The sequence below is a fragment of the Micromonospora sp. NPDC049051 genome, from assembly GCF_043197575.1.
Lineage (GTDB): Bacteria > Actinomycetota > Actinomycetes > Mycobacteriales > Micromonosporaceae > Micromonospora.
Map to the genome: position 1 here is coordinate 601,980 of NZ_JBICTL010000005.1, position 22,024 is coordinate 624,003.

A 22,024-nucleotide genomic window follows, 5' to 3' on the forward strand; every position below is an offset into this window, starting at 1 on the left:
CCATCGTCACGCCCGCAACGACCCGGCCGCATCGAGCAGCTGGGCCACGCCCGCGGACCGGTCGGTCAGGTGCAGCCGGACCACCGGGCGCTCCCGCTCCGCCAGGGCCTGCCGGTCGCCGGCGGCCTGCGCCGCCTGCAACTGCCCGAAGGTGTAGGGCCGGCCCGGTACCGGCAGGTCGTCGACGACCGCGCCGGTGAGCTGGAGGTAGCTGCCGACCTGCGGACCGCCCTTGTGGTACTGGCCGGTGGAGTGCAGGAAGCGCGGGCCCCAACCGAAGGTGACCGGCCGCGCGGCGGCACCGGCCAGCAGCGGCCGCAGCCGGGCCGCGTCGGCGTCGGCGAAGCGGTCGAGGTACGCCATCACCGCGAGGTAACCGTCGTCGCCCGTCGCGTCGACCAACTGGCGGAGCACGCCGACCAGGTCGCCCGGGGCGCCCTGCGGCGCGTACACCTCGATCGCGCCCTCGGTGAACGACGGCGTCTCCGCCGGCGGGCCCGAGGCGAGGATCCGGTTCGTGTTCTCCTTGCTCTCGGTGACGTTGGGCTGGTTGAACGGGTCGATGCCGAGGACCACCCCGGCGATCGCGGTGGCGTACTCCCAGGCCAGGAACTGCGCGCCGAGCGGGCCGTTGACCGCCACGTCCGCGTCGACGCCGCCGCCTGGCACGGCGCCGGCGGGCAGCGCCCCGCCGTAGGTCACGGTGAGCACGTCGTCGCCGGCGGCGCCGGGGCTCTGTGGCGACTCCACGACGACCGGCAGGATGCCGACCCCGGCCTTGCCGGTGGACTCCGCGATCAGCTGCTCGGCCCAGTCGCCGAGACCCTCGATGCCGGTGCCGTCGGAGATCAGGGCGATCTTGTCCCGGCCCATGGTGGCCGCCGCCCCGAGGGCCGCGCCGAGCGCCAGGCCCGGGTTGTCGCGGTCCCCGCCCAGCGACCGCGCCAGCCCGTCGGCCTCGTCGAGCAGCTCGGCCACCTCGACGCCGACCAGCGCCGACGGGACCAGCCCGAACGCGGTCAGCGCCGAGTACCGGCCGCCGACGTTCGGGTCGGCGAGCACGGTGAAGGCGCCCATCTCGGCGGCGGTCGCCTCCAGCGGCGAGCCGGGGTCCGTGACGATGACGAAGTGCCGGCCGGCCTCCGCCTCGGTCATCCCCGCGTCGAGGAACGCCTGCCAGTAGGCGCGGCGGTGGCTGTCGGTCTCGACGGTCGAGCCGGACTTGCTGGCCACCACGACCACGGTGCGCTCCAGCCGGTCGGCCAGCGCCGCCCGTACCTGCCCCGGGTCGGTGGTGTCGAGCACCGTCAGCTGCTTGCCGAGGGTACGGGCGATGACCTCGGGAGCCAGCGACGAGCCGCCCATTCCGGCGAGCACCACGTGGTCGAGGTCGGCCAGCTCCGCCTTCAGCTCGGCGAGCTGGGGGAGCAGCTCCCGACTGCGCAGGTGGGTGTCCACCCAGCCGAGGCGGATCTTCGCCTCGGCCTCGGCGTCCGGGCCCCACAGGGTCGGGTCCTTCGCGGCCAGCTTGCCCGGGACGCCGGCGTTGACCAGCGCGTCCCGCGTGGAGGCGGGGGCCGCCTTGTCGACCGGGTCGGCCCCGTGCACCGAAAGCCCCGCGGCGGCCTCGACCGCCCCGTTGAGCAGGTCACTCACGCCGCCACCTCGCTCCGCTCGGCGGCGGCGCGAGGCGCCGCACTGCTCAGCCTGATGGTTCGCTCGCTACGCTCACTCACGCGTTTCCTCCCGCCTGCTGCGCGGCCTGGGCGTTGCCCGTCGCGGCGTCGCTCGGACGACCGGCGCCCCGGCCCGCGGCCGCCAGCGACTTGCGGACGCCGTCGAGCAGTTCCTGCCAGCTCGCCTCGAACTTCTCCACGCCCTCGCGCTCCAGGGTCTCGATCACGTCGGCCATGTCGACCCCGACCGACTCCAGGCCGGCGAAGACCTCGCGGGCCTCGGCGTAGGAGCCGGTGATGGTGTCGCCGCGGGTCTCGCCGTGGTCGGCGTACGCGTGCACGACCGGCTCCGGCATCGTGTTGACCGTGCCGGGGGCGATCAGCTCCTCGACGTAGATCACGTCCCGGTAGTCCGGATTCTTGGTCGAGGTCGAGGCCCACAGCGGCCGCTGCGGGTGGGCGCCGGCGTCAGCGAGGGCCTGCCAGCGGTCGGAGGCGAACACCTCGCTGTAGCGCTCGTACGCGAGCTTGGCGTTGGCGACGGCTGCCTTGCCGCGCAGCGCCTTCGCCTCGGCGGAGCCGATCTTCTCCAGCCTCTTGTCGACCTCGCTGTCGACCCGGGACACGAAGAACGACGCGACCGATCCGATCTTCGACAGGTCGTGCCCGTTCGCCTTCGCCTGCTCCAGGCCGGCCAGGAACGCCTCCATCACCTGCGAGTAGCGGTCCAGCCCGAAGATCAGCGTGACGTTGACGCTGATCCCCTCCGCGAGGGTGGCGGTGATCGCCGGCAGGCCGGCCTCGGTGGCCGGGATCTTGATGAAGAGGTTGGGCCGGTCGACCAGCCACCACAGCGCCTTGGCCTCGGCGACCGTCTTGTCGGTCTCGTGGGCCAGCCGTGGGTCCACCTCGATGGAGACCCGGCCGTCGACCCCGGCGCTGCGCTCGTACGACGGGTGCATCACGTCGCACGCCCACCGCACGTCGTACGTGGTGAGCATGCGCACGGCCTCCTCGACCTCCACCCCACGGGCGGCGAGGTCGCGCAGCTGCCAGTCGTACTCGTCGGCGTCGCTCAACGCCTTGGCGAAGATCGTCGGGTTGGTGGTCACCCCGGCCACGTGCTTCTCCCGGCGGAGCTGGTCCAGCCCGCCGGAGGAGAGCCGTACCCGGGAAAGGTCGTCGAGCCAGACCGCCACGCCTGCGGCGGTGAGTTCACTCAGCCTGTCCGTCATGCCGTCCACGCTCCCCTCAGTTGCCGGTCGTGAAACCGGTGATGTCGCCCGCCCGGGTCAGCGCCGCGTGTGCGGCGGCCACGATCCGGTCGGGGGTGAAGCCGAACTGCTCGAAGAGCACGGAGTGCGGGGCGCTCGCGCCGTAGTGCTCCAGGCTGACGCTCTCGCCGATGTCGCCGACGATGCCCCGCCAGGACATGGCGATGCCCGCCTCCACGCTCACCCGTGCCTTTACCCCGCGCGGCAGCACCGACTCCCGGTACGCCTCGTCCTGCGCGAAGAACCACTCCTGGCAGGGCATCGACACGACCCGGGTCGGGGTGCCGTCGGCCTCCAGCCGCTCGCGCGCCGTCAGGCAGAGCTGCACCTCGGAGCCGGTGCCGACGAGGATCACCTGCGGCTTGCTGTTGGAGGCCTCGGCCAGCACGTAGCCGCCCTTCGCCACGCCCTCGGCGCCGGCCAGGGTCGACCGGTCGAACGTCGGCAGCGCCTGGCGGCTCAGCGCCAGCGCGGTCGGCCGGTCGGTGTGCTCCAGCGCCTGCCGCCAGGCCCAGGCCGTCTCGTTGGCGTCGGCGGGCCGGACCACGTCCAGGCCGGGGATGGCGCGCAGCGCGGTCAGGTGTTCCACCGGCTGGTGCGTGGGGCCGTCCTCGCCGAGGCCGATCGAGTCGTGCGTCCAGACGTAGATCACCGGCAGCTTCATCAGCGCGGCGAGCCGCACCGCGGGGCGCATGTAGTCGCTGAACACCAGGAAGGTGCCGCCGTACGGGCGGGTGCCGCCGTGCAGGGCGATGCCGTTGAGGATCGCGCCCATGGCGTGCTCGCGGATGCCGAAGTGCAGCGTGCGGCCGTACTCGTGGCCGGGGAAGTCCTTGGTGGCGTGGACGGCGGGGACGAAGGACGGCTCGCCCTTCATGGTGGTGTTGTTGCTCTCCGCCAGGTCGGCCGAGCCGCCCCACAGCTCCGGCAGCACCCCGGCGAGCGCCTCCAGGACCTTGCCGGAGGCCGCCCGGGTGGCGACGCCCTTGGCGTCGGCCGGGAACTCCGGCAGCGCCTCGGTCCAGCCGTTCGGCAGGATCCGCCCGGCCATCCGGTCGTAGAGCGCGTGGCGCTCGGGGTTGGCCTTCGCCCAGCCGTCGAACGCCGTGGTCCACTCCTGCTGGGCGCGGGCGCCGCGCTCCATGACGCTGCGGGCGTGGCCGAGCACCTCCTCGTCGACCTCGAAGGAGCGGGCCGGGTCGAAGCCGAGCAGCCGCTTGGTGGCGGCCACCTCGTCGCCGCCCAGCGCCGAGCCGTGGATCTTGCCGGTGTTCTTCTTGTTGGGCGCGGGCCAGCCGATGATGGTGCGCAGCGCGATGAAGGAGGGGCGGCCGGTCTCGGCCTTCGCCGCCAGCAACGCCTGGTACAGGGCCTCGACGTCCTCGTGGTAGTCGCCCTGGTCGGCGTCGCCGATGCGCCAGTCGACGGTCTGCACGTGCCAGCCGTACGCCTCGTAGCGGGCCGCGACGTCCTCGCTCTTGGCGATCCGGGTGTCGTCCTCGATCGAGATCTCGTTGTCGTCGTAGATCACCGTGAGGTTGCCGAGCTGCTGGTGCCCGGCGAGCGCGCTGGCCTCGTGGCTGATGCCCTCCTCGATGTCGCCGTCCGAGGCGATGCACCAGATGTCGTGGTCGAAGACCGACCGGCCCGGCTCCGCCTCCGGGTCGAACAGGCCGCGCTCGCGGCGGGCGGCCATCGCCATGCCGACCGCGTTGCCCATGCCCTGCCCGAGCGGCCCGGTGGTGGTCTCCACACCGGGGGTGTGCCCGTGCTCGGGGTGGCCCGGGGTCAGCGAGCCCCACTGCCGCAGCGACTTCAGGTCCTCCAGCGACATGGGGTAGCCGGAGAGGAAGAGCTGGATGTAGAGGGTGAGGCTGGAGTGGCCCGCGGACAGCACGAAGCGGTCCCGGCCGGCCCAGTTGGGGTCGGCCGGGTTGTGCCGCATGACCCGGTTGAAGAGGAGGTAGGCCGCGGGCGCGAGGCTCATCGCGGTGCCCGGGTGGCCGTTGCCGGATTTCTCCACGGCATCCATGGCCAGCACGCGGACGGTGTCGACGGCCCGGCGGTCGAGGTCGGACCAGTTGAGTGCGGGGTGCTCGGGTCGGTTGGCAGCCACGATGGTTGTGCTCCTCGGCAGATGGGCGGAACCCTCACTGGTGACCCTATCGAGCGGTCCTAAACGTCCGCCCAGGGATCTCTGCATGCCGGTCTGTACTGGTCCGCGTCACTCCTGGTCGTGCCCCGACAGTGTGACGGCCCGCACCGTTGTCGGGTCGCCCGGGCAGCCAAAACGACGACGCGTAGTCTGTGGTGCGGCGTGTGGCCCCAGCCGGGCCCAGCCGATCCGACCTCCCCTGCCGACGCCGGAAGGTGGCAATCCGTGAGCATGATCACCGAGCGCCCCGTCAGCAACTCTGCCGGGGAGCCGCCGGTGCGGACCACGGTGGAGACGTCGGAGGCGGTCCGGCGCGACATCCGCGCGGTTGTCTCGGCCTACGTGACGCTGACCAAGCCGCGGATCGTGGAACTGCTCCTCGTCACCACGGTGCCGGCGATGATGCTCGCGGACGGCGGCATGCCGTCGCTCTGGCTGGTGGCCGTGGTGCTGGTCGGCGGCTCGCTCGCCGCCGGCGCCGCCAGCGTCATCAACTGCTACATCGACCGGGACATCGACCAGTTGATGCGGCGCACCAAGCGCCGCCCGCTGCCGACGCACACCGTGACGCCGCGCAACGCGCTGATCTTCGGGCTGGTGCTGGCGGCGGTGTCGGTCGCGATGATGGCGGTGTTCACCAACCTGCTGGCCGCCGGGCTCACGCTGGCGGCGATCGTCTACTACGACGTCGTCTACACCCTGTGGCTCAAGCGCACCACGACGGCGAACACGTTCTGGGGCGGGGCCTGCGGGGCGGCGCCGGTGCTGATCGGCTGGGCGGCGGTGACCGGGACCCTCTCCCCGGCCGCGTGGGCGCTGTTCGCGGTGGTCTTCTTCTGGCAGATGCCGCACTTCTACCCGCTGGCGATGAAGTACAAGGACGACTACGCCCGGGCGGGCATCCCGATGCTGCCGGTGGTGGCCTCCACCCGGCGGGTGAACGCCGAGATCATCGGGTTCGCCTGGCTGACCGTGGCGTCCTCGCTGGCCGTGTGGCCGCTGGGAATGAGCCTGATCTACGGCGTGCCCGCCGTGGTGGTCGGTGCGATCTTCGTGATCGAGGCGCACAAGCTCGCCCGGCGAGTGGCGCGCGGGCAGGCCGTGAAGCCGATGCGGCTGTTCCACTGGTCGACGACCTACCTGACGATCCTCTTCGCCGCCGTCGCGCTCGACGCCCTCATCTGACCGGCGTCGACCGCCCACCGGCACTCCGCCCACCTGGAAAGTCGTCATTCTGCATGGCTTGTCCGGTTTTTGTGTCACATCGGTTACACCGTGGCCATGGGCCCGGGAAACGCGCGGATGCCCGGAGCCGGGCCGGTTCGCGGCGGCGGTTTGGCATGATAAGTGCTGATTGAGCAGGGCAAACTGCCTTTGGTTCTTCTTAAACCTGCGGGTAATTGGCATCACAAAAGGTTCATGGTTCTCGCCCGCCCGGGTGGAAGTCTGCTTACGCTTCCCGGCATGGCAGAAGGTTCCGATACGACGCTGACGGCTGAGCAGACCCCGCAGGGCCTGGTCGCGGGCATCAAGTCGTTCGCCGCCGGGCACGGCGGGGCGAAGGCGGTCATCGAGTACGTCGGCAAGCGTGGCGCGCGCATCGTCCTCGTGGGTGAGGACGGGGTGTGGGGTGACCAGTTCGCCGACGACACCGTCGTGGCGCGGCAGGCGTGCGCGAAGGCGGGAGTCACCGTCGAGAACGCCTGGGAGCGTGAACTGATGGACCAGATGCGTCCGAGCAACGACCTCTGGCGGTCGATGGCCCGGCGCACGATGGCCCGTTGACATAAATTGACCGAACACCACCAGTCGACCCGGGGGAGACCCCGGGTCGCTCTCGTTACCTGTGCCCGGCTGCCCGACCTCGACCCCGACGACCGGCTGCTGCTCGACCCGCTGGCGCGCCGGGGCGTGGCCGTCGACGTGCTCGACTGGGCCGACCCGGGCGTCGACTGGCCGGCGTACGACCTGGCGGTGCTCCGCTCGCCGTGGGACTACGCGCTGCGGCGGGACGAGTTCGTCGCCTGGGCCGCGCGGGTCCCGGCCCTTGCCAACCCGGGCGACGTGGTGCGCTGGAACACCGACAAGCGGTACCTGGCCGAGTTGTCCGCCGCCGGGGTGCCCACCGTGCCGACGTCCTGGATCGCGCCGGGGGAGACCTGGCGACCACCCGCCGAGCGCGGCGAGTACGTCGTCAAGCCGGCCGTGAGCGCGGGCAGCCAGGACACCGGCCGCTACGACCTGGCCGACCCCGGACACCGGGCACTGGCGGCGGCACACCTGCGGCGGCTGTCGGACGCGGGGCGGCTGGCCATGGTCCAGCCGTACCTCGACGCGGTCGACACGGCCGGTGAGACGGCGCTGCTCTTCCTGGCCGGGCCGCACGGCCCGACGTTCAGCCACGCCGTGCGCAAGGGCCCGATGCTGACCGGCCCGGATCTCGGCGTGGAGGGGCTGTTCAGGCCGGAGGAGATCACGGCCCGTACCGCCACCGCGGAGCAGTTGACGGTGGCGGAGAAGGCCCTCGCGGCGGTGCCCGGCGGGCCGGGACGGCTGCTCTACGCCCGGGTGGACCTGATCCCGGGGCCGGACGGCACGCCGGTGCTGGTGGAACTGGAGCTGACCGAGCCGTCGCTGTTCCTCGGGCACGCCGACGGCGCCGCCGACCGCCTGGCCGACGCGATCCTCGCCCGCCTGGGCGGCGGCGTCTGACGGTTCGCCCGCGCGCGTACCGGAGGCGCCAGCGCGGTCAGGCGGCGACCGGGACGGCCCGGTCGGCAGCCTCCGGGGTCGTGGTCGACCCGACCGGACGGCGCTCGCGGGTCGACCACTGCATCGACAGGGTGGCCAGCAGCACGAGACAGGAGCCCAGCATGTGCGCGCCCACCAGCAGCGCCGGCAGGTTCGTGAAGTACTGCACGAAGCCGATCAGGCCCTGACCCAGCTCGACCGCGACCAGCACCGTGGCGGCCCGTGCGGCCCGCTGGGCGCCGACCGCGCGGAAGGCGAAGACCAGCGCCACGGAGAGGCCGATCAGCAGGAAGACGCTGTCGGCGTGCACCTGGGAGATCGTCTGCGGGTCGAGCCCGTTGCGCGCGGCGCCGTGGTCGCCCGCGTGCGGGCCGCTGCCGGTGACCCAGGTGCCGATCACCAGTACGGCGGCGCTGACCACGGTGGTGAGCGCGGTCAGGGTTCGCAGCGGTGCCGGCACGACGGACGCCGCCGGGCCCACCGGGTCCTCGATCCGGCGCCAGAGGGCGTACGCCGCCGCGATCACCAGCATCGAGGCGAGGAAGTGCAGGCCGACCACCCACGGGTTGAGGTTGGTCAGTACGGTGATCCCGCCGATGATCGCCTGTGCCGGGATGCCGAAGAGCACGGCGACCGCGAGCGGGACCAGGTCCCCGCGCCGGGGGAGGTGCAGCAGCACGGCCAGCAGCACCGCCAGCGCGATGAAGCCGACCGCGAAGGTGAGCAGGCGGTTGCCGAACTCGATCACGCCGTAGATGCCCATCTCCGGTGTCGTCACGTACGACTCCTCGGTGCACCTGGGCCAGGTGGGGCAGCCGAGGCCGGAGGCGGTGAGTCGGACGGCCCCGCCGGTGACGACGATTCCCACGTTCGCGATGATCGAGGCGAGCGCGAGACGGCGCAGCAGGGTGGTGGAGACCGGAAATCGGGCGGGTCGCTTCACGGCGCAAATCCTACGCACCGTAGTGGACCACGATCGGGTGACTCCGTCCGTGCGGTGGTTCGGATCACCGGGACCCGAGTTTGCGGGGCTCCGACGAATTACGTAACGTTGGCGTTGTGAAAAACGTGGCGGGGCTCTCGGGGCACCGGCCGACGGCCACCCGGGCCGCCGGTCAGTCCGCGTCCGTCGCGGACCTCTCCACCCGCGACCGGGTCACCCAGCTGCTGCTGGAGCGGGGCGCGACCACCGCCGCGCAGCTCGGCTCGGCGCTCGGGCTCAGCCCGGCCGCGATCCGCCGGCACCTCGACGCGATGCTCGCCGACGGTGACGTGGTCGCCCGCGAGCAGACCGTCCGTGGCCACCGCGGCCGGGGCCGTCCGGCGAAGGTGTTCGTGCTGACCGACGCGGCCCGCGTGCGCTGTGGCACCCACCACTACGACAACATGGCCACCGCCGCGCTGCGCTGGATCTCGCGCAACGGCGGCGCGGAGGCGGTTGAGGCGTTCGCCACCGACCAGGTCGCCGCGCTGGAGGCCCGCTGCCGGGCCGCCATGGAGGACGCCGGCGACGATCCGCTCGCGCGGGCCGAGGCGCTCGCCGGAGCGCTGACCGCCGAGGGCTACGCTGCGAACGCGTCCACGATCGCCTCCGGCGGCCAGCTCTGTCAGCACCACTGCCCGGTGGCGCACGTGGCCGCCGAGTTCCCCCAGCTGTGCGAGGCCGAGACCGCGGTGATCTCCCGTCTGGTCGGCACCCACGTGCAGCGCCTGGCCACCATCGCGCACGGCGACGGGGTGTGCACCACGCACATCCCCACCCAGCCGCGCGCCCAGTCCGGTAACACCGTCACCACTGTGAGGACAGATAGATGACCGAGCAGATCGTCCAGCCCCTGACCCAGGAGGAGCAGCTCGCCGCCCTCGGTCGCTACGAGTACGGCTGGGCCGACCCCGACGTCGCGGGGGCGTCCGCCCAGCGCGGCCTCAACGAGGCGGTGGTGCGGGACATCTCGGCCAAGAAGAACGAGCCGGCCTGGATGCTCGACCTGCGTCTGAAGGGCCTGCGGCTGTTCGACCGCAAGCCGATGCCGGGCTGGGGCGCGGACCTCACCGGGATCGACTTCGACAACATCAAGTACTTCGTGCGGTCCACCGAGAAGCAGGCCACCAGCTGGGAGGACCTGCCCGAGGACATCAAGAACACCTACGACCGGCTGGGCATCCCCGAGGCGGAGAAGCAGCGGCTGGTCGCCGGCGTCGCGGCGCAGTACGAGTCCGAGGTCGTCTACCACAAGATCCGTGAGGACCTCGAGGAGCAGGGCGTCGTCTTCCTCGACACCGACACCGCGCTGCGCGAGCACGAGGACATCTTCAAGGAGTACTTCGGCACGGTGATCCCGGTCGGCGACAACAAGTTCGCCGCGCTGAACACCTCCGTCTGGTCCGGTGGCTCGTTCATCTACGTGCCGAAGGGCGTGCACGTGGAGATCCCGCTGCAGGCCTACTTCCGGATCAACACGGAGAACATGGGCCAGTTCGAGCGGACGCTGATCATCGTCGACGAGGGTGCGTACGTGCACTACGTCGAGGGCTGCACCGCGCCGCTGTACTCCTCCGACTCGCTGCACAGCGCCGTCGTGGAGATCATCGTCAAGAAGAACGCCCGGTGCCGCTACACGACCATCCAGAACTGGTCGAACAACGTCTACAACCTGGTCACCAAGCGGGCCGTGTGCCACGAGGGCGCGACCATGGAGTGGGTCGACGGCAACATCGGCTCCAAGGTCACCATGAAGTACCCGGCGGTCTACATGACCGGCGAGCACGCCAAGGGCGAGGTGCTCTCGGTGGCCATGGCCGGCGAGGGGCAGCACCAGGACGCGGGCGCCAAGATGGTGCACGCCGCGCCGCACACCTCCTCCACCATCGTCTCCAAGTCGATCGCCCGGGGCGGCGGCCGCACGTCGTACCGGGGCCTGGTCCAGGTGCTGGAGGGTTCGCACAGCAGCCGCAGCACGGTCAAGTGCGACGCGCTGCTGGTCGACACCATCTCCCGCTCGGACACCTACCCGTACGTCGACATCCGCGAGGACGACGTGTCGATGGGGCACGAGGCCACCGTCTCCAAGATCAGTGACGACCAGCTCTTCTACCTGATGAGCCGGGGCCTGAGCGAGGACGAGGCGATGGCGATGATCGTGCGCGGCTTCATCGAGCCGATCGCCAAGGAGCTCCCGATGGAGTACGCCCTGGAGCTCAACCGTCTGATCGAGCTCCAGATGGAGGGCGCGGTCGGCTGACGCCGCCGCTGGCGGGCCGGCTCCGTCGGCCCGCCACCGCAGTTCAGGACACGTCGTAGAACAGACCAAGGAAGAGATGACTACCCAGGCTTCCGCGCCGCCCAGCACCAAGTCGCAGGCGCTCCGCTCGTACGACGTCGCCGACTTCCCGGCCCTCACGGGCCTGGAGGAGGAGTGGCGCTTCACCCCGCTCAAGCGGCTGCGCGGCCTGCTCGACGGCGCAGTCACCGACGAGTCCGCCCACTGGCCCGCCTTCGAGTACGGGCAGCTGCCCGAGGGGGTCCGGATCGGGAGCCTCGCGAAGGACGACCCGCGCCGGGGCAGCGTGCTGGTGCCGGTGGACCGGGTCAGCGCGCGCGCCTACGGCGAGTCCGAGGTCGACCTGCTGGTCGAGGTGGCCCGGGAGGCGGTCGTCGCCGAGCCGGTGACCGTCACCGTGCACGGTGGGCCGTCCGACGTCGTGACCTTCGCGCACACCTTCATCGACATCGGCGCGCTCTCCGAGTCGGTCCTCGTGCTGCACTACGCGGACAGCGGCACCCTGGCCGACAACGTCGAGGTGTCCGTCGCCGACGGGGCGAAGCTGACCCTGGTCACCGTCGCCGACTGGGCCGACGACGCCGTCCAGGCCCAGCACCTGAAGCTGAAGCTGGGTCGCGACGCGAAGGTGGTGCACGTCCAGGTCTCCCTCGGCGGCGACCTGGTCCGGCAGTACACCTCGGTGGAATACACCGAGCGGGGCGGCGAGGCCGAACTGTACGGCCTCTACTTCGCCGACTCGGGGCAGCACCTGGAGCACCGCCAGCTGGTCGACCACACCGTGCCCGACTGCCGCAGCTACGTCGGCTACCGGGGCGCCCTGCAGGGCGAGAGCGCGCGTACCGTCTGGGTGGGCGACGTGCTGATCCGCGCCGAGGCGACCGGCACCGACACGTACGAGATCAACCGGAACCTGCTGCTGACCGACGGCGCGCGGGCCGACTCCGTACCCAATCTGGAGATCGAGACCGGCGAGATCGCCGGCGCCGGGCACGCGAGCGCGACCGGCCGCTTCGACGACGAGCAGCTGTTCTACCTGATGGCCCGGGGCATCCCGGAGGCCGAGGCGCGGCGCCTGGTGGTCCGCGGCTTCTTCGCGGAGCTGATTAACAAGATCCCGGTCGAGGAACTGCGGGAGCGGCTGGGCGACGCCATCGAGGGCCGCCTCGCGAAGGCCGGCGCCTGATGATCCGGCTCTGCTCCACCGAGGAAGTGCCGAAGGGCACCGTGATCAGTGCCGACGTCGACGGCACCCCGATCGCGCTGGTGCACGGCGAGGACGGCGTCTTCTACGCCGCCTACGACGAGTGCTCGCACGCCGCGGTCGCCCTCTCCGAGGGGGAGGTCGAGGGTTGCACGCTGGAATGCTGGCTGCACGGATCCCGTTTCGACCTGAGGACCGGCGAGCCGACCGGGCTGCCCGCCACCGAACCCGTACCCGTCTATCCCGTCGAAGTCCGAGACGGCGACATCTACGTCAGTCTCACGCCGAGCAATGGAGTGACCCGATAATGAGCACCCTGGAGATCCGCGACCTGAAGGTGTCGGTCAAGCTGCCCGAGGGTGAGCTCAAGCCGATCCTGGCCGGTGTCGACCTGACCGTCCGCTCGGGCGAGACCCACGCGATCATGGGCCCGAACGGCTCCGGCAAGTCCACCCTGGCCTACTCGATCGCCGGCCACCCCAAGTACGAGATCACCGGCGGCTCGGTGACGCTCGACGGCGAGGACGTGCTGGCCCTGTCCGTGGACGAGCGGGCCCGCGCCGGCCTCTTCCTGGCCATGCAGTACCCGGTCGAGGTCCCCGGCGTCTCGGTGGCGAACTTCCTGCGTACCGCCAAGACCGCCATCGACGGGCAGGCGCCCAAGCTGCGCACCTGGGGCGGCGAGCTGCGCGGGGCCATGCAGCGCCTCCAGATGGACCCGGCGTTCGCCCAGCGCAACGTCAACGAGGGCTTCTCCGGCGGTGAGAAGAAGCGGCACGAGATCGTGCAGCTGGAGCTGCTCAAGCCCAAGATCGCCATCCTCGACGAGACCGACTCCGGCCTCGACGTGGACGCGCTGCGCGTCGTCAGCGAGGGCGTGAACCGGGTCCGCGACACCGGCGACACCGGGATGCTGCTGATCACCCACTACACCCGGATCCTGCGCTACATCAAGCCGGACTTCGTGCACGTCTTCGTCGCCGGTCGGATCGTCGAGCAGGGCGGCCCGGAGCTGGCCGACAAGCTCGAGGAAGAGGGCTACGAGCGCTACGTCGCCGGGGCCGGCGCGGCGCGGGCCTGAGTCCTCTCGGAAGAATGGGTGGGCCGGTCGACATGACTTCCATCGCGATCCCGTCGGGGATGCCGCAGTACGACGACGTGCCGCGTTACGACGTGGCGGCGGTGCGCGCCGACTTCCCGATCCTCGACCGGGAGGTCAACGGGCACCGGCTGGTCTACCTCGACAGCGCCAACACCTCGCACAAGCCGCGGCAGGTGCTCGACGTGCTCGGCGAGCACTACGCCATGCACAACGCCAACGTGTCCCGCTCGGTGCACACGCTGGGCACGGAGGCCACCGAGGCGTACGAGGGCGCGCGGGCGAAGATCGCCGCGTTCATCAACGCGCCGAGCGTGGACGAGGTGGTGTTCACCAAGAACTCCACCGAGGCGATCAACGTCGTGGCGTACGCGTTCTCCAACGCGTCGCTGCGCTCCGACGCCGACGAGCGCTTCCGGCTCGGCCCGGGTGACGAGGTGGTGATCTCCGAGATGGAGCACCACTCGAACATCGTCCCGTGGCAGTTGCTCTGCGAGCGCACCGGCGCGACCCTGCGCTGGTTCCCGGTCACCGATCAGGGGCGCCTGGACGAGTCGGGCCTGGAGGACCTGGTCACGGAGCGGACGAAGATCGTCTCGCTGGTGCACATGTCCAACATCCTCGGCACGGTCAACGCCACCTCGCGGATCACCGCGCGGGTCCGCGAGGTGGGCGCGCTGCTGCTGCTCGACTGCTCCCAGTCGGTGCCGCACATGCCGATGGACGTGGTCGACTACGACGCCGACTTCGTCGTCTTCACCGGGCACAAGATGTGCGGCCCGACCGGCATCGGGGTGCTCTGGGGCCGGGCCGAGCTGCTGGCGGCGATGCCGCCGGTGCTGGGCGGCGGGTCGATGATCGAGACCGTCAGCATGGCCCGCTCCACGTTCGCCGCGCCGCCGGCCCGCTTCGAGGCCGGCACCCCGCCGATCGCCGAGGCGGTCGCGCTCGGCGCGGCCGTCGACTACCTCAACGGCATCGGGATGCGGGCCATCCAGTGGCACGAGAAGGAGCTGACGGCGTACGCGTTGGACGCCCTCGCCACGGTGCCCGGCCTGCGGATCTTCGGGCCGAGCGTGCCGGTGGGCCGGGGCGGCACCATCTCCTTCGCGCTCGGCGACATCCATCCGCACGACGTCGGGCAGGTGCTCGACTCCCTCGGCGTGCAGGTGCGCGTCGGCCACCACTGCGCCAAGCCGGTGTGCACCCGGTTCGGGGTGCCGGCCATGACGCGTGCCTCGTTCTACCTCTACACCACCACCGAGGAGATCGACGCCCTGGTGGCGGGCCTGGAGCAGGTGCGGAAGGTGTTCGAGTGAGCGGCGACGCGGGAGCCCGCGGATCGACGGGAGTTCAGCCTGATGCAGCTTGAATCTCTTTACCAGGAGATCATCCTGGACCACTACAAGCACCCGCACGGTCGCGGCCTGCGTGACGCGGACGCCACGGACGCCCGGGTCGCCGAGGCGCACCACGTCAACCCGACGTGCGGCGACGAGGTGACCGTACGGGTGGCCACCGACGGCGACGTGCTGCACGACGTCTCGTACGACGGCATGGGCTGTTCGATCAGCCAGGCGTCGGCGAGCGTGCTGCACGAGCTGCTGGTGGGCCGGGGCGCGGGCGACGCGTTCCGGGTGCACGAGGCGTTCGTCGAGTTGATGTCCGGTCGTGGCCAGGTCACGCCGGACGAGGACGTGCTCGGTGACGGGGTCGCGTTCGCGGGTGTCGCCCGCTACCCCGCCCGGGTCAAGTGCGCGCTGTTGCCGTGGATGGCGTTCAAGGACGCCGCGGCACGCGCCGGTGTGGGCGTGAGCCCGACGGAGGTTGAGGCATGAGCAGCGAGGACACCGCCACCGCGGCGACCCCGGAGACCGAGGGCGCGGCCGTGCCGGCCGCTCCGGCCACGGAGGCCGCCGCTCCGGCCACGGACGGGGCGCCGGCCGCCACGTCGGCGGCCAAGGGCAAGGCCGCCGTCGCCGACGTCGAGGAGGCGATGAAGGACGTCGTCGACCCCGAGCTGGGCATCAACGTGGTCGACCTCGGCCTGGTCTACGGCGTGCACGTCGGCGACGACAACGTGGCCACCCTGGACATGACGCTGACCTCGGCGGCCTGCCCGCTGACCGACGTGATCGAGGACCAGGCCCGGCAGGCGCTGACCACCGGACCGGGCGGCGGCCTGGTCGACGACATCCGGATCAACTGGGTGTGGCTCCCGCCGTGGGGGCCGGACAAGATCACCGACGAGGGGCGCGACCAGCTCCGCTCCCTCGGCTTCAACGTCTGACCCGTTTCTCGTCGAGCGCGGCACCTCAGCAGGGGTGCCGCGCTCGATGCGTCACCGACCATCCCGTCACTGGCCGGTCGGCAGATGCTACGGGCGGCCCAGAAGTCCGTCGGCGTCTCGATCGTCGACGAAGCTGGGGCCCTGGAGGAAGGCTCGCCCCGGTGCGACGCCGGAGATGCTGGAGCCGCGTGGGTGCGGCAGGACCAGTCGGGCGGTCGTCCGGCCGGTGCGCGCGTCGAGCACCGTGATGAGGCACGAATCGTGCTCTCCGGTGAGTTCGGTGAGCCGCTCGCCCGGGCTCGACGCCACCACGACAGCCCCCTGCTGGAGAACGAGCATCGTCGGAAAGAGGGGGCCCGGAGCGCGGAAGGTCCAGAGGGCCTGGCCGGTGGCGGCGTCCACACCGGTGAGGGACTGGCCGCGTCGCTCGACCCATATCTCGTCGCCGGCCACGCCCGTCGTGCGATGTGGAACGAACTTGCTGTCGAAGTCGGTCTGGAGAGGACCGGTCGCGCGCCACTGACCGTCGTCGAGACCGACCGTGATGGTGCCGGTCCATTCGTTGTCGGTGAAGCTCTTGAAGTAGAGGCGCTTCTCGAAGTATCTCGGGTTTGCGTTCCGGGGCACGTCTGCACAGGGCAGGCCCTGGGTGGTCCAGATGGCCTTGCCGCCCCGGACTGCGGCGAGCTGGCATCCGCCCACGTCCAGCACCACCGTCTCGCCGATGACGGCGGTCGCGTTGCCGCGTGTGGTGCCGAGGATTCGTCCGTCGGCCCCGCGTACCGTGGTCGTCCTGATGAGGGTCGCACGCTCATCGGTGCGCGGGTTCGGGTCGACGGCGACGACAGTCGGCGCGACCCGGATGCGCGCACCACTGATGCGATCGTCGTTGCCGACGGGGCCGAACTCGGTTTTATGGTGGGCGCCGGTGGCCGTCCACAACACCGCGCCGGACGGCCCGTGCCCGGTGTAGACGCACGAGTCTTTGAGGCAGTCGCGCAGGACGACGGTGCCAGTGCCCATGGCGACCAGTACACGCTCGACAGGGACACGGGAGGGGTGCGCAAGCTGCCACAGCAACGAGCCGGTGGCGCTGTAATATCTGAATTCGGCGCTGTCATGCACCGCCATGTTTCCGTCCGGGCCGACGAAAACGCGACCGTTCTTCGTCCAGATCCCGAACATCCTCTCGCCCGTCTGCGGGTCGCGTCCCCGCAGCCCGCCACGAGTCTTCATGAGTAGCACGTGGGGCAGCGTCTTGACCTCTTCGACAAATGCGCCGTACCTGTCGTCGCCGGTGCCTCTCGACGAGTGCCACACGTACGGTCCATCCGGCTGGGACATCACCAGTCGTGGTGCCTGGACGAGTGCCCCGGCGGCGAAGGTGGCGAGGACGACCGTGGCGACGAGCAGTGGCCGTGGTCGGATGCCGCGCAGCCCGCCGGAGATCCTGAAGACGATCACCGCGACTCCCGCCGGGGCCGTCACGGCGCCGACGACGTACAGCTCCCTGAGGGGAAGCCACCAGCCGAGCAGGAGCAGGGCCAGCCCCAGGGGCAGCCAGAGCACGTCCCGTACGCGCAGGCGTCGGGATTCTTCCGTCGCGGGAGCGGCACCTGCCGGGGACTGCCCGTTACTCGGCGGGTCGGCGCTCGTCCCGGCTGAGCCGTCGACAGGGCTGTCCATCCCACCCGTTACCGACTCCATACCTGCCCTCTCGTCGATGCTCGCAACGGCGAAGAACACGACCGCCCGGAAAGTGCCCCGATCCGGGAAGCGGCAGCGGCAGCGTACTAGAGCATGTCGATGCCCCGGATCCGTACCCGTCTGCTGAGCGACCGCCGGAGCTGGGCGGCCGGGAGTGCCGTACCTTCGGGCCTATGAGCAGCAGACCGGCGGCCGGGGGAGGCCGGTGGGTGGACGTGGAGCCCGGCCGGATGGCCCGCTGGGTCGCCGGCTTCGCCGACCGGCACGGCCCGCCGACCACCACAATCGAGGCGTACGGGCTGCGGCTGGCCGCGCCGGACGGCGCGACCGCCGAGCTGCACACCCCGCCCGGCGCGCCCACCGCCGCCGACCTGCCCGGTTTCGTGGCCGCCGCGACCGCGCCCCGGCGCATCGGCCTGCTGCTGGCCCGCAAGGGCGCGGTGGCGGTGGGCGTCGCGGCGGGGGAGGAACTGGTGGTCTCCAAGGTGGACACCCGCTACGTGCAGGGACGAACCGCCGCCGGGGGGTGGTCTCAGCAGCGCTTCGCCCGGCGGCGCGACAACCAGGCGAAGGCGGCGCTGGGTGACGCCGTCGACCTGGCCGTACGGCTGCTGCTGCCGGAGGCGGCGTCGCTCAGCGCGCTGGTCTGCGGCGGCGATCGGCGGGCGGTGGACACCGTGCTGGCCGACCGGCGGCTCGCCCCGCTCGCGGCGCTGCGCGCCGAGCGGCTGCTGGACGTGCCCGAGCCCCGCCACGCCGTGCTCGTCGGCGCGATCGCGGCGGCCCGGGCGGTCCGGATCCTGGTCCGCGACCCCGCGCCGTCCTGACCCGGCGCACTAGGCTGGGCGTGACGGTCGGGGAAGGGGCCAGGATGACGCAGACGGCGGCCGACGTCGCCGTGTTCGGGGACGTCGACTCCCGCGACGACGCGGTCGGGGAGAGCCTGGGTGACCGGATCAGACGGCTGCGCCTGGCCCGTGGCCTCACCCAGCAGCAGGTCGTCGGCTCCCGCTACACCCGCGCCTACCTGGGCGCCGTGGAGTCCGGGGCCCGGATGCCCAGCCCCGAGGCGCTGGCCCACTTCGCCGACCGCCTCGGGTTGGCGGTCGACGACCTGCGCCACGGCCGGCCGGCCAACGCGGCCGCCCAGCTCGAGGCCGAGCTGGCGGCGGCCCGCCGGGACCTCTCCGCCGGCAGGTTGGACGCCGCCGAGCGTGCGTTGACCGGAATACGCCGTCGCGCGGAGCGCTACCGCCTGTCCGAGCTGGCCGGTTGGGCCGGATACCACCTGGCGGAGGCCCAGCTGCACCGGGGGCGCACCGAGGACGCCGCCACCCGGTACGACGAGCTTGCCGACCAACTGCCCGACGACTGTCCGGGGCTGCGCGCGGCGGTGCTGGCCCGGCAGGCGTACTGCCTGCTGGTCGCCGGGGACGCGCCGCGGGCGGTGGCGATCCTGGAGGGCGGCCTGCGGGACCTGCGGGCGGTGCCCCCGGTGGACGCCGACGCCGAGCTGCGGTTGACCAACGCGTTGATGTACACGTTTCTCGAGCTGAGCTGGCGGGAGCGGGCCCGACGGTTGGAGCGGGAGGTGACGCCCCTGCTCGCCCGGGTGACCAACCGGGAGTGGGTGGCACAGTTCCACGCCGTCGCCGGGCAGTTGCGTCGCGACGGCGAGCTGGACGAGGCGGACCGGCACCTGCGGGAGGCCGTCCGTCGCTACACCGAGCTGGGGCTGACCCGGGAGATCGGCTTGTGTCACTGGGCCCGTGGCTACGTCCTGTTGCGGGCCGGGCGACCGGGGGAGGCGGGGGCGCAGTTGCGGCGCGCCCGGGAGACGCTGGGCGCCGTCGGCGCGGTGCTCGACCACGCCGGGGCGACGCTCGAGCTGGCCGAGGCGCGTCGGCGCGAGGGCGCGCTGGACGAGGCGGCTGAGCTGGCCGAGGAGGCGGCCGGGGCGGCGACCGCCAGCGACCACCGCGAGATCATGGCCGAGGCCGACCGGGTACGCGGGCTGGTGCGGGCCGTCCAGGGCGACGGCGAGCAGGCGCGGCGGCTGCTGCTGCGGGCCGTCGACCGGTACGAGCGGGCCGGCCTGATGGGCGACGTGGTGATCACCTGTCGCCACCTCGCGGAGCTGTTGCTGGCCCGGGGGGAGCGCGACGAGGCGGCGGCGGTGCTGCGTCGCGGCCTGCGCGCGGCGGAGCGGCTGTCGTGAGCCGGCCGGAGCCCGTCGTGGCGGGTGCGGCGACGAGCGGGCTGGGCGCGCGTGTGCAGCGGCTGCGCGCGGCACGGGGGCTCACCCAGCGCGCCCTGGCCGAGCCCCGGTACAGCGCGGCCTACGTCTCCGCCGTGGAGAGCGGTCGCCGGGTGCCCTCCGCCGACGCCGTCGCCCATTTCGCCGAGCGGCTCGGCGTCACGCCCTCGGACCTGTACACCGGCCGCTCGCCGGCGGACGCGGTGCGCCTGCGGCTACGCCTGGCCGAGGCCGACCTGGCCGGCTCCGCCGAAGAGGCGGCTGCCGTCTGCCGCGAGGTGGCCGAGGCCGCCGTCGAGCTGGCCGAGCCGGTGTTGGAAGCCTGGGCCCGGCTGGGCCTGGCGGGCGCGGCGCTGCGCCGCGACGAACCCGGGGCCGCGTCGGCCCAGCTCGATCGTGCGGAGGCTCTCCTGGCAGGGGCGTCCCCGCACGTGCGCGCCGAGGCGGCGGTTGGCCGGGCCGGGCTGGCATACCACGCCGGTGACCCGCGCTACGCCCGCTACCTGCTCACCGAGGCGCGGGACGCGCTGCTGCGCGACGGGTACCCGGATCCGTCGGTCCTGCTGGTCCTGCACGCCGAGCTGGTGCGCTGTCACGTCGCGCTCGGCGACGAGGGGGCGGCGGCGGAGGCCGCCACGCAGGCCCTGGCCCTGGCGGTGCTCGCCGCGCCGGCCCGGGTCGCCGGTCTGCACCTGAGCGTCGCGTCCTCGTTGCTCGCGGCGGGGCGGACGGCGGAGGCCGGGGTCGCTGCCGAGCAGGCCCGCCATGCGGCCCGGCAGGTCGCCATGCGGTGGCTGCTGGCGTGCTGTCACCGGGCCCGGGGGCAGGGGCGCCGGAAGGCGGGCGACCTCGCCGGTGCCCTCGCCGACCTGGCGAGGGCGCACGCGGTGCTGGCGGACGCCGGCCAGCCGACGCTGGCCCGTGAGGTCGGGGTGGAACTGGCGGAGGTCTACCACGCGCTGGGCCAGCCGGCGCGGGCCGAGGCCCTGTTGCGCGACGCCGTCGACCTCGGCGACGACCCGGTGGTGGCGGCCCGCGCCGACCGGGTGCGCGGCCTGCTGCGCGACGACGACGGCGACCGGGCCGGTGCCGAGCGGCACCTGCGGGCGGCGCTCGCCGGCTACCGGGCGGCCGGGCGGCGCCGGGAGCTGGCGGCGGTGGTCCTGCTGCTGGCCGACCGGATGCAGGGGTGGGGCCGCCCGGACGACGCGCTCGACCTGCTCCGCGAAGGGCTGCGCCAGGTGGAGCAGCTCGGCGAGCGGGTCGCCGTGCTGCGCGCCACGGCCTGAGCCCCCGGCGACGGGTACGCCGCCGGGGGCCTTCGGCCGGGTCGTCTGGTCGGCCGCAAACACTGGTCACCGCCCGGTCGCCCTGCCTCGGTCCGCGGGGCGGCCGGTGCTTGCCGGGTGTCAGTCCCGGGCCCAGAGCGCCGGCGCGTTCGGCGGTTCCCAGCCGGGCTGGGCGGTGTGCGCCTGTAGACAGCGGTAGCCGACGCCGCCGTAGGTGACCCGGGCCCCGGCCGGGTACGCGGTGCCGACCGCCCAGGTGCCGCCGGGGGCGGTGCCGGTCGGGGTCGGGGCGGGGCCGGAGGTCACATTGAGGACGAAGTCGAAACTCGCCTCCCGGACGCCGTTCACCGTGCGTACCGTCATCAGCAGCGCGGGATCGAAGAGAGTGTCCGTGCTGTTGCGGGGCTCGCCGGGGAAGTACAGCTGGGTGGTGAGCACCGGCCGGTTCGGCGCCTGCGCCTTGACGTGGATGTGCCGCGTCCGCCCGGGATAGAGGCCCGGCACGATCGTGCTGAGCCGGTACGCGCCGGACGCGTCGGTGAACTGGTGGCCGCGCAGCCGGTAGCCGGTGTTGTCGTAGCCGCCGTTGGCGTCGGCCTGCCAGAAGTCCAGCAGCACGTCGGGGAGCGGCCGGCAGTCCAGCCCGAAGACGTGGCCGGTGACGGTGAGTCGGGTGCCGACCGTGCCGGCCTCGACGAGCGAGGAGCGGCGCGGTGAGTTCGGCTTGAAGTAGGGGCCCTCCATCTGCGCCGGCGTCGGGTCGTCGCCGTCGTCGCAGTACGGGGTGAGCGGCGGCGCCGACGCGGGGTCGGCCGTCCTCGCGCCCACCGCCCGCGCGGCGCCGGTGACGAGGAACGGGGCGGGCAGGGCCAGTGCTGCCGCCCGCAGCACGCTCTTGCGTGTCACGCCGCTGTTGGCGCGGGAACCGTCCGGTTCCGGTGCGTCGCTGGCTGCATCGTTCATGAGCGTTCCTTCTGGTGGGGGACGGGTGTCGGGGCCCGGCCGGCCCGGGAAGTCCCGGCACACCCGGGCGGGCCGGCG

At 72.4% G+C, this 22,024-nt stretch carries 20 protein-coding genes; 14 read left to right on the forward strand and 6 right to left on the reverse strand.

What is annotated here, in order from left to right; all coding sequences use genetic code 11:
- Positions 1–6 precede the first annotated feature (6 nt).
- The 3 genes from ACGFIR_RS23930 to tkt form a co-directional block, all read right to left on the reverse strand.
- Positions 7–1,656 (reverse strand): glucose-6-phosphate isomerase, encoded by a 1,650-nt coding sequence (locus ACGFIR_RS23930; protein ID WP_393147208.1) that lies wholly within the window; start codon positions 1,654–1,656, stop codon positions 7–9.
- Between the two features lie 76 nt (positions 1,657–1,732).
- A complete protein-coding gene (tal, locus tag ACGFIR_RS23935) occupies positions 1,733–2,911 on the reverse strand; it encodes a transaldolase (protein WP_393002487.1) in 1,179 nt (392 codons plus the stop codon).
- Positions 2,912–2,927: 16 nt separating this feature from the next.
- Entirely contained in the window at positions 2,928–5,066 is a 2,139-nt protein-coding gene (gene tkt, locus ACGFIR_RS23940; RefSeq protein ID WP_393002488.1) for a transketolase, read from the reverse strand.
- 264 nt (positions 5,067–5,330) lie between these two features.
- On the opposite strand from tkt, the gene ACGFIR_RS23945 reads away from it, so the two are divergent.
- From ACGFIR_RS23945 to ACGFIR_RS23955, 3 genes are all read left to right on the forward strand, one after another.
- Positions 5,331–6,290: a heme o synthase gene (locus ACGFIR_RS23945; RefSeq protein WP_393002489.1), complete on the forward strand. Its 960-nt coding sequence runs from the start codon at positions 5,331–5,333 to the stop codon at positions 6,288–6,290.
- Between the two features lie 279 nt (positions 6,291–6,569).
- Positions 6,570–6,890 carry a hypothetical protein gene (locus ACGFIR_RS23950; protein ID WP_393002490.1) on the forward strand — a complete coding sequence of 107 codons (321 nt, stop codon included), beginning with the start codon at positions 6,570–6,572 and terminating at the stop codon, positions 6,888–6,890.
- A gap of 6 nt (positions 6,891–6,896) precedes the next feature.
- Positions 6,897–7,817 (forward strand): RimK family alpha-L-glutamate ligase, encoded by a 921-nt coding sequence (locus tag ACGFIR_RS23955; protein WP_393147210.1) that lies wholly within the window; start codon positions 6,897–6,899, stop codon positions 7,815–7,817.
- Positions 7,818–7,854: 37 nt separating this feature from the next.
- On the opposite strand, the gene ACGFIR_RS23960 is transcribed toward ACGFIR_RS23955, so the two are convergent.
- The gene (locus tag ACGFIR_RS23960) at positions 7,855–8,817 is read right to left on the reverse strand and encodes a heme A synthase (RefSeq protein ID WP_393147212.1); all 963 of its coding nucleotides are present in this window, start codon (positions 8,815–8,817) and stop codon (positions 7,855–7,857) included.
- 98 nt (positions 8,818–8,915) lie between these two features.
- Here ACGFIR_RS23960 and ACGFIR_RS23965 point away from each other — a divergent pair, with 98 nt between their 5' ends.
- The 8 genes from ACGFIR_RS23965 (at position 8,916) to ACGFIR_RS24000 (ending at position 15,730) form a co-directional block, all read left to right on the forward strand.
- Complete coding sequence (locus tag ACGFIR_RS23965; protein WP_393002493.1) at positions 8,916–9,671, forward strand: helix-turn-helix transcriptional regulator; 756 nt, start codon at positions 8,916–8,918, stop codon at positions 9,669–9,671.
- Positions 9,668–11,098, forward strand: a complete 1,431-nt coding sequence (gene sufB, locus ACGFIR_RS23970) for a Fe-S cluster assembly protein SufB (RefSeq protein ID WP_393147214.1) — start codon at positions 9,668–9,670, stop codon at positions 11,096–11,098. The genes ACGFIR_RS23965 and sufB overlap by 4 nt, the downstream gene beginning before the upstream one ends.
- Before the next feature lie 76 nt (positions 11,099–11,174).
- Positions 11,175–12,323, forward strand: coding sequence for a Fe-S cluster assembly protein SufD (gene sufD / locus ACGFIR_RS23975; RefSeq protein WP_393147216.1), 1,149 nt, complete (start codon positions 11,175–11,177; stop codon positions 12,321–12,323).
- The gene (locus tag ACGFIR_RS23980) at positions 12,323–12,649 is read left to right on the forward strand and encodes a non-heme iron oxygenase ferredoxin subunit (RefSeq protein WP_393147218.1); all 327 of its coding nucleotides are present in this window, start codon (positions 12,323–12,325) and stop codon (positions 12,647–12,649) included. Before sufD ends, ACGFIR_RS23980 begins: the two co-directional genes overlap by 1 nt.
- A complete protein-coding gene (gene sufC / locus ACGFIR_RS23985; protein WP_393147220.1) occupies positions 12,649–13,422 on the forward strand; it encodes a Fe-S cluster assembly ATPase SufC in 774 nt (257 codons plus the stop codon). The genes ACGFIR_RS23980 and sufC overlap by 1 nt, the downstream gene beginning before the upstream one ends.
- 32 nt (positions 13,423–13,454) lie before the next feature.
- Positions 13,455–14,759, forward strand: coding sequence for a cysteine desulfurase (locus ACGFIR_RS23990; RefSeq protein ID WP_393147222.1), 1,305 nt, complete (start codon positions 13,455–13,457; stop codon positions 14,757–14,759).
- Positions 14,760–14,801: 42 nt separating this feature from the next.
- Positions 14,802–15,278: a Fe-S cluster assembly sulfur transfer protein SufU gene (gene sufU / locus ACGFIR_RS23995; RefSeq protein WP_393147225.1), complete on the forward strand. Its 477-nt coding sequence runs from the start codon at positions 14,802–14,804 to the stop codon at positions 15,276–15,278.
- Complete coding sequence (locus ACGFIR_RS24000; protein WP_393147227.1) at positions 15,275–15,730, forward strand: metal-sulfur cluster assembly factor; 456 nt, start codon at positions 15,275–15,277, stop codon at positions 15,728–15,730. The genes sufU and ACGFIR_RS24000 overlap by 4 nt, the downstream gene beginning before the upstream one ends.
- 87 nt (positions 15,731–15,817) lie before the next feature.
- Here ACGFIR_RS24000 and ACGFIR_RS24005 read toward each other — a convergent pair whose 3' ends face one another.
- Positions 15,818–17,218, reverse strand: coding sequence for a PQQ-binding-like beta-propeller repeat protein (locus ACGFIR_RS24005; protein ID WP_393147229.1), 1,401 nt, complete (start codon positions 17,216–17,218; stop codon positions 15,818–15,820).
- Between the two features lie 392 nt (positions 17,219–17,610).
- Between ACGFIR_RS24005 and ACGFIR_RS24010 the strand changes: the two genes are divergently transcribed.
- Genes ACGFIR_RS24010 through ACGFIR_RS24020 form a run of 3 tightly spaced genes read left to right on the forward strand, consistent with a single transcriptional unit; the run spans position 17,611 to position 20,983 of the window.
- Positions 17,611–18,264: an acVLRF1 family peptidyl-tRNA hydrolase gene (locus ACGFIR_RS24010; RefSeq protein ID WP_393002506.1), complete on the forward strand. Its 654-nt coding sequence runs from the start codon at positions 17,611–17,613 to the stop codon at positions 18,262–18,264.
- 44 nt (positions 18,265–18,308) lie between these two features.
- Positions 18,309–19,655 carry a helix-turn-helix domain-containing protein gene (locus ACGFIR_RS24015; protein ID WP_393147231.1) on the forward strand — a complete coding sequence of 449 codons (1,347 nt, stop codon included), beginning with the start codon at positions 18,309–18,311 and terminating at the stop codon, positions 19,653–19,655.
- Complete coding sequence (locus ACGFIR_RS24020; RefSeq protein ID WP_393147233.1) at positions 19,652–20,983, forward strand: helix-turn-helix domain-containing protein; 1,332 nt, start codon at positions 19,652–19,654, stop codon at positions 20,981–20,983. Before ACGFIR_RS24015 ends, ACGFIR_RS24020 begins: the two co-directional genes overlap by 4 nt.
- 120 nt (positions 20,984–21,103) lie before the next feature.
- Here ACGFIR_RS24020 and ACGFIR_RS24025 read toward each other — a convergent pair whose 3' ends face one another.
- A complete protein-coding gene (locus ACGFIR_RS24025) occupies positions 21,104–21,946 on the reverse strand; it encodes a carbohydrate-binding protein (protein WP_393147235.1) in 843 nt (280 codons plus the stop codon).
- Between the last annotated feature and the right edge of the window lie 78 nt (positions 21,947–22,024).

Bases quoted from the DNA above. Each gene is read 5' to 3' on its own strand.
- ACGFIR_RS23950 (WP_393002490.1), top strand. From the start codon at position 6,570: ATGGCAGAAGGTTCCGATACGACGCTGACGGCTGAGCAGACCCCGCAG.
- tal (WP_393002487.1), bottom strand. From the start codon at position 2,911: ATGACGGACAGGCTGAGTGAACTCACCGCCGCAGGCGTGGCGGTCTGG.
- sufD (WP_393147216.1), top strand. From the start codon at position 11,175: ATGACTACCCAGGCTTCCGCGCCGCCCAGCACCAAGTCGCAGGCGCTC.
- sufC (WP_393147220.1), top strand. From the start codon at position 12,649: ATGAGCACCCTGGAGATCCGCGACCTGAAGGTGTCGGTCAAGCTGCCC.
- ACGFIR_RS23990 (WP_393147222.1), top strand. From the start codon at position 13,455: ATGACTTCCATCGCGATCCCGTCGGGGATGCCGCAGTACGACGACGTG.
- sufB (WP_393147214.1), top strand. From the start codon at position 9,668: ATGACCGAGCAGATCGTCCAGCCCCTGACCCAGGAGGAGCAGCTCGCC.
- ACGFIR_RS24015 (WP_393147231.1), top strand. From the start codon at position 18,309: ATGACGCAGACGGCGGCCGACGTCGCCGTGTTCGGGGACGTCGACTCC.
- sufU (WP_393147225.1), top strand. From the start codon at position 14,802: ATGCAGCTTGAATCTCTTTACCAGGAGATCATCCTGGACCACTACAAG.
- ACGFIR_RS23980 (WP_393147218.1), top strand. From the start codon at position 12,323: ATGATCCGGCTCTGCTCCACCGAGGAAGTGCCGAAGGGCACCGTGATC.
- ACGFIR_RS24000 (WP_393147227.1), top strand. From the start codon at position 15,275: ATGAGCAGCGAGGACACCGCCACCGCGGCGACCCCGGAGACCGAGGGC.
- ACGFIR_RS24010 (WP_393002506.1), top strand. From the start codon at position 17,611: ATGAGCAGCAGACCGGCGGCCGGGGGAGGCCGGTGGGTGGACGTGGAG.
- ACGFIR_RS24025 (WP_393147235.1), bottom strand. From the start codon at position 21,946: ATGAACGATGCAGCCAGCGACGCACCGGAACCGGACGGTTCCCGCGCC.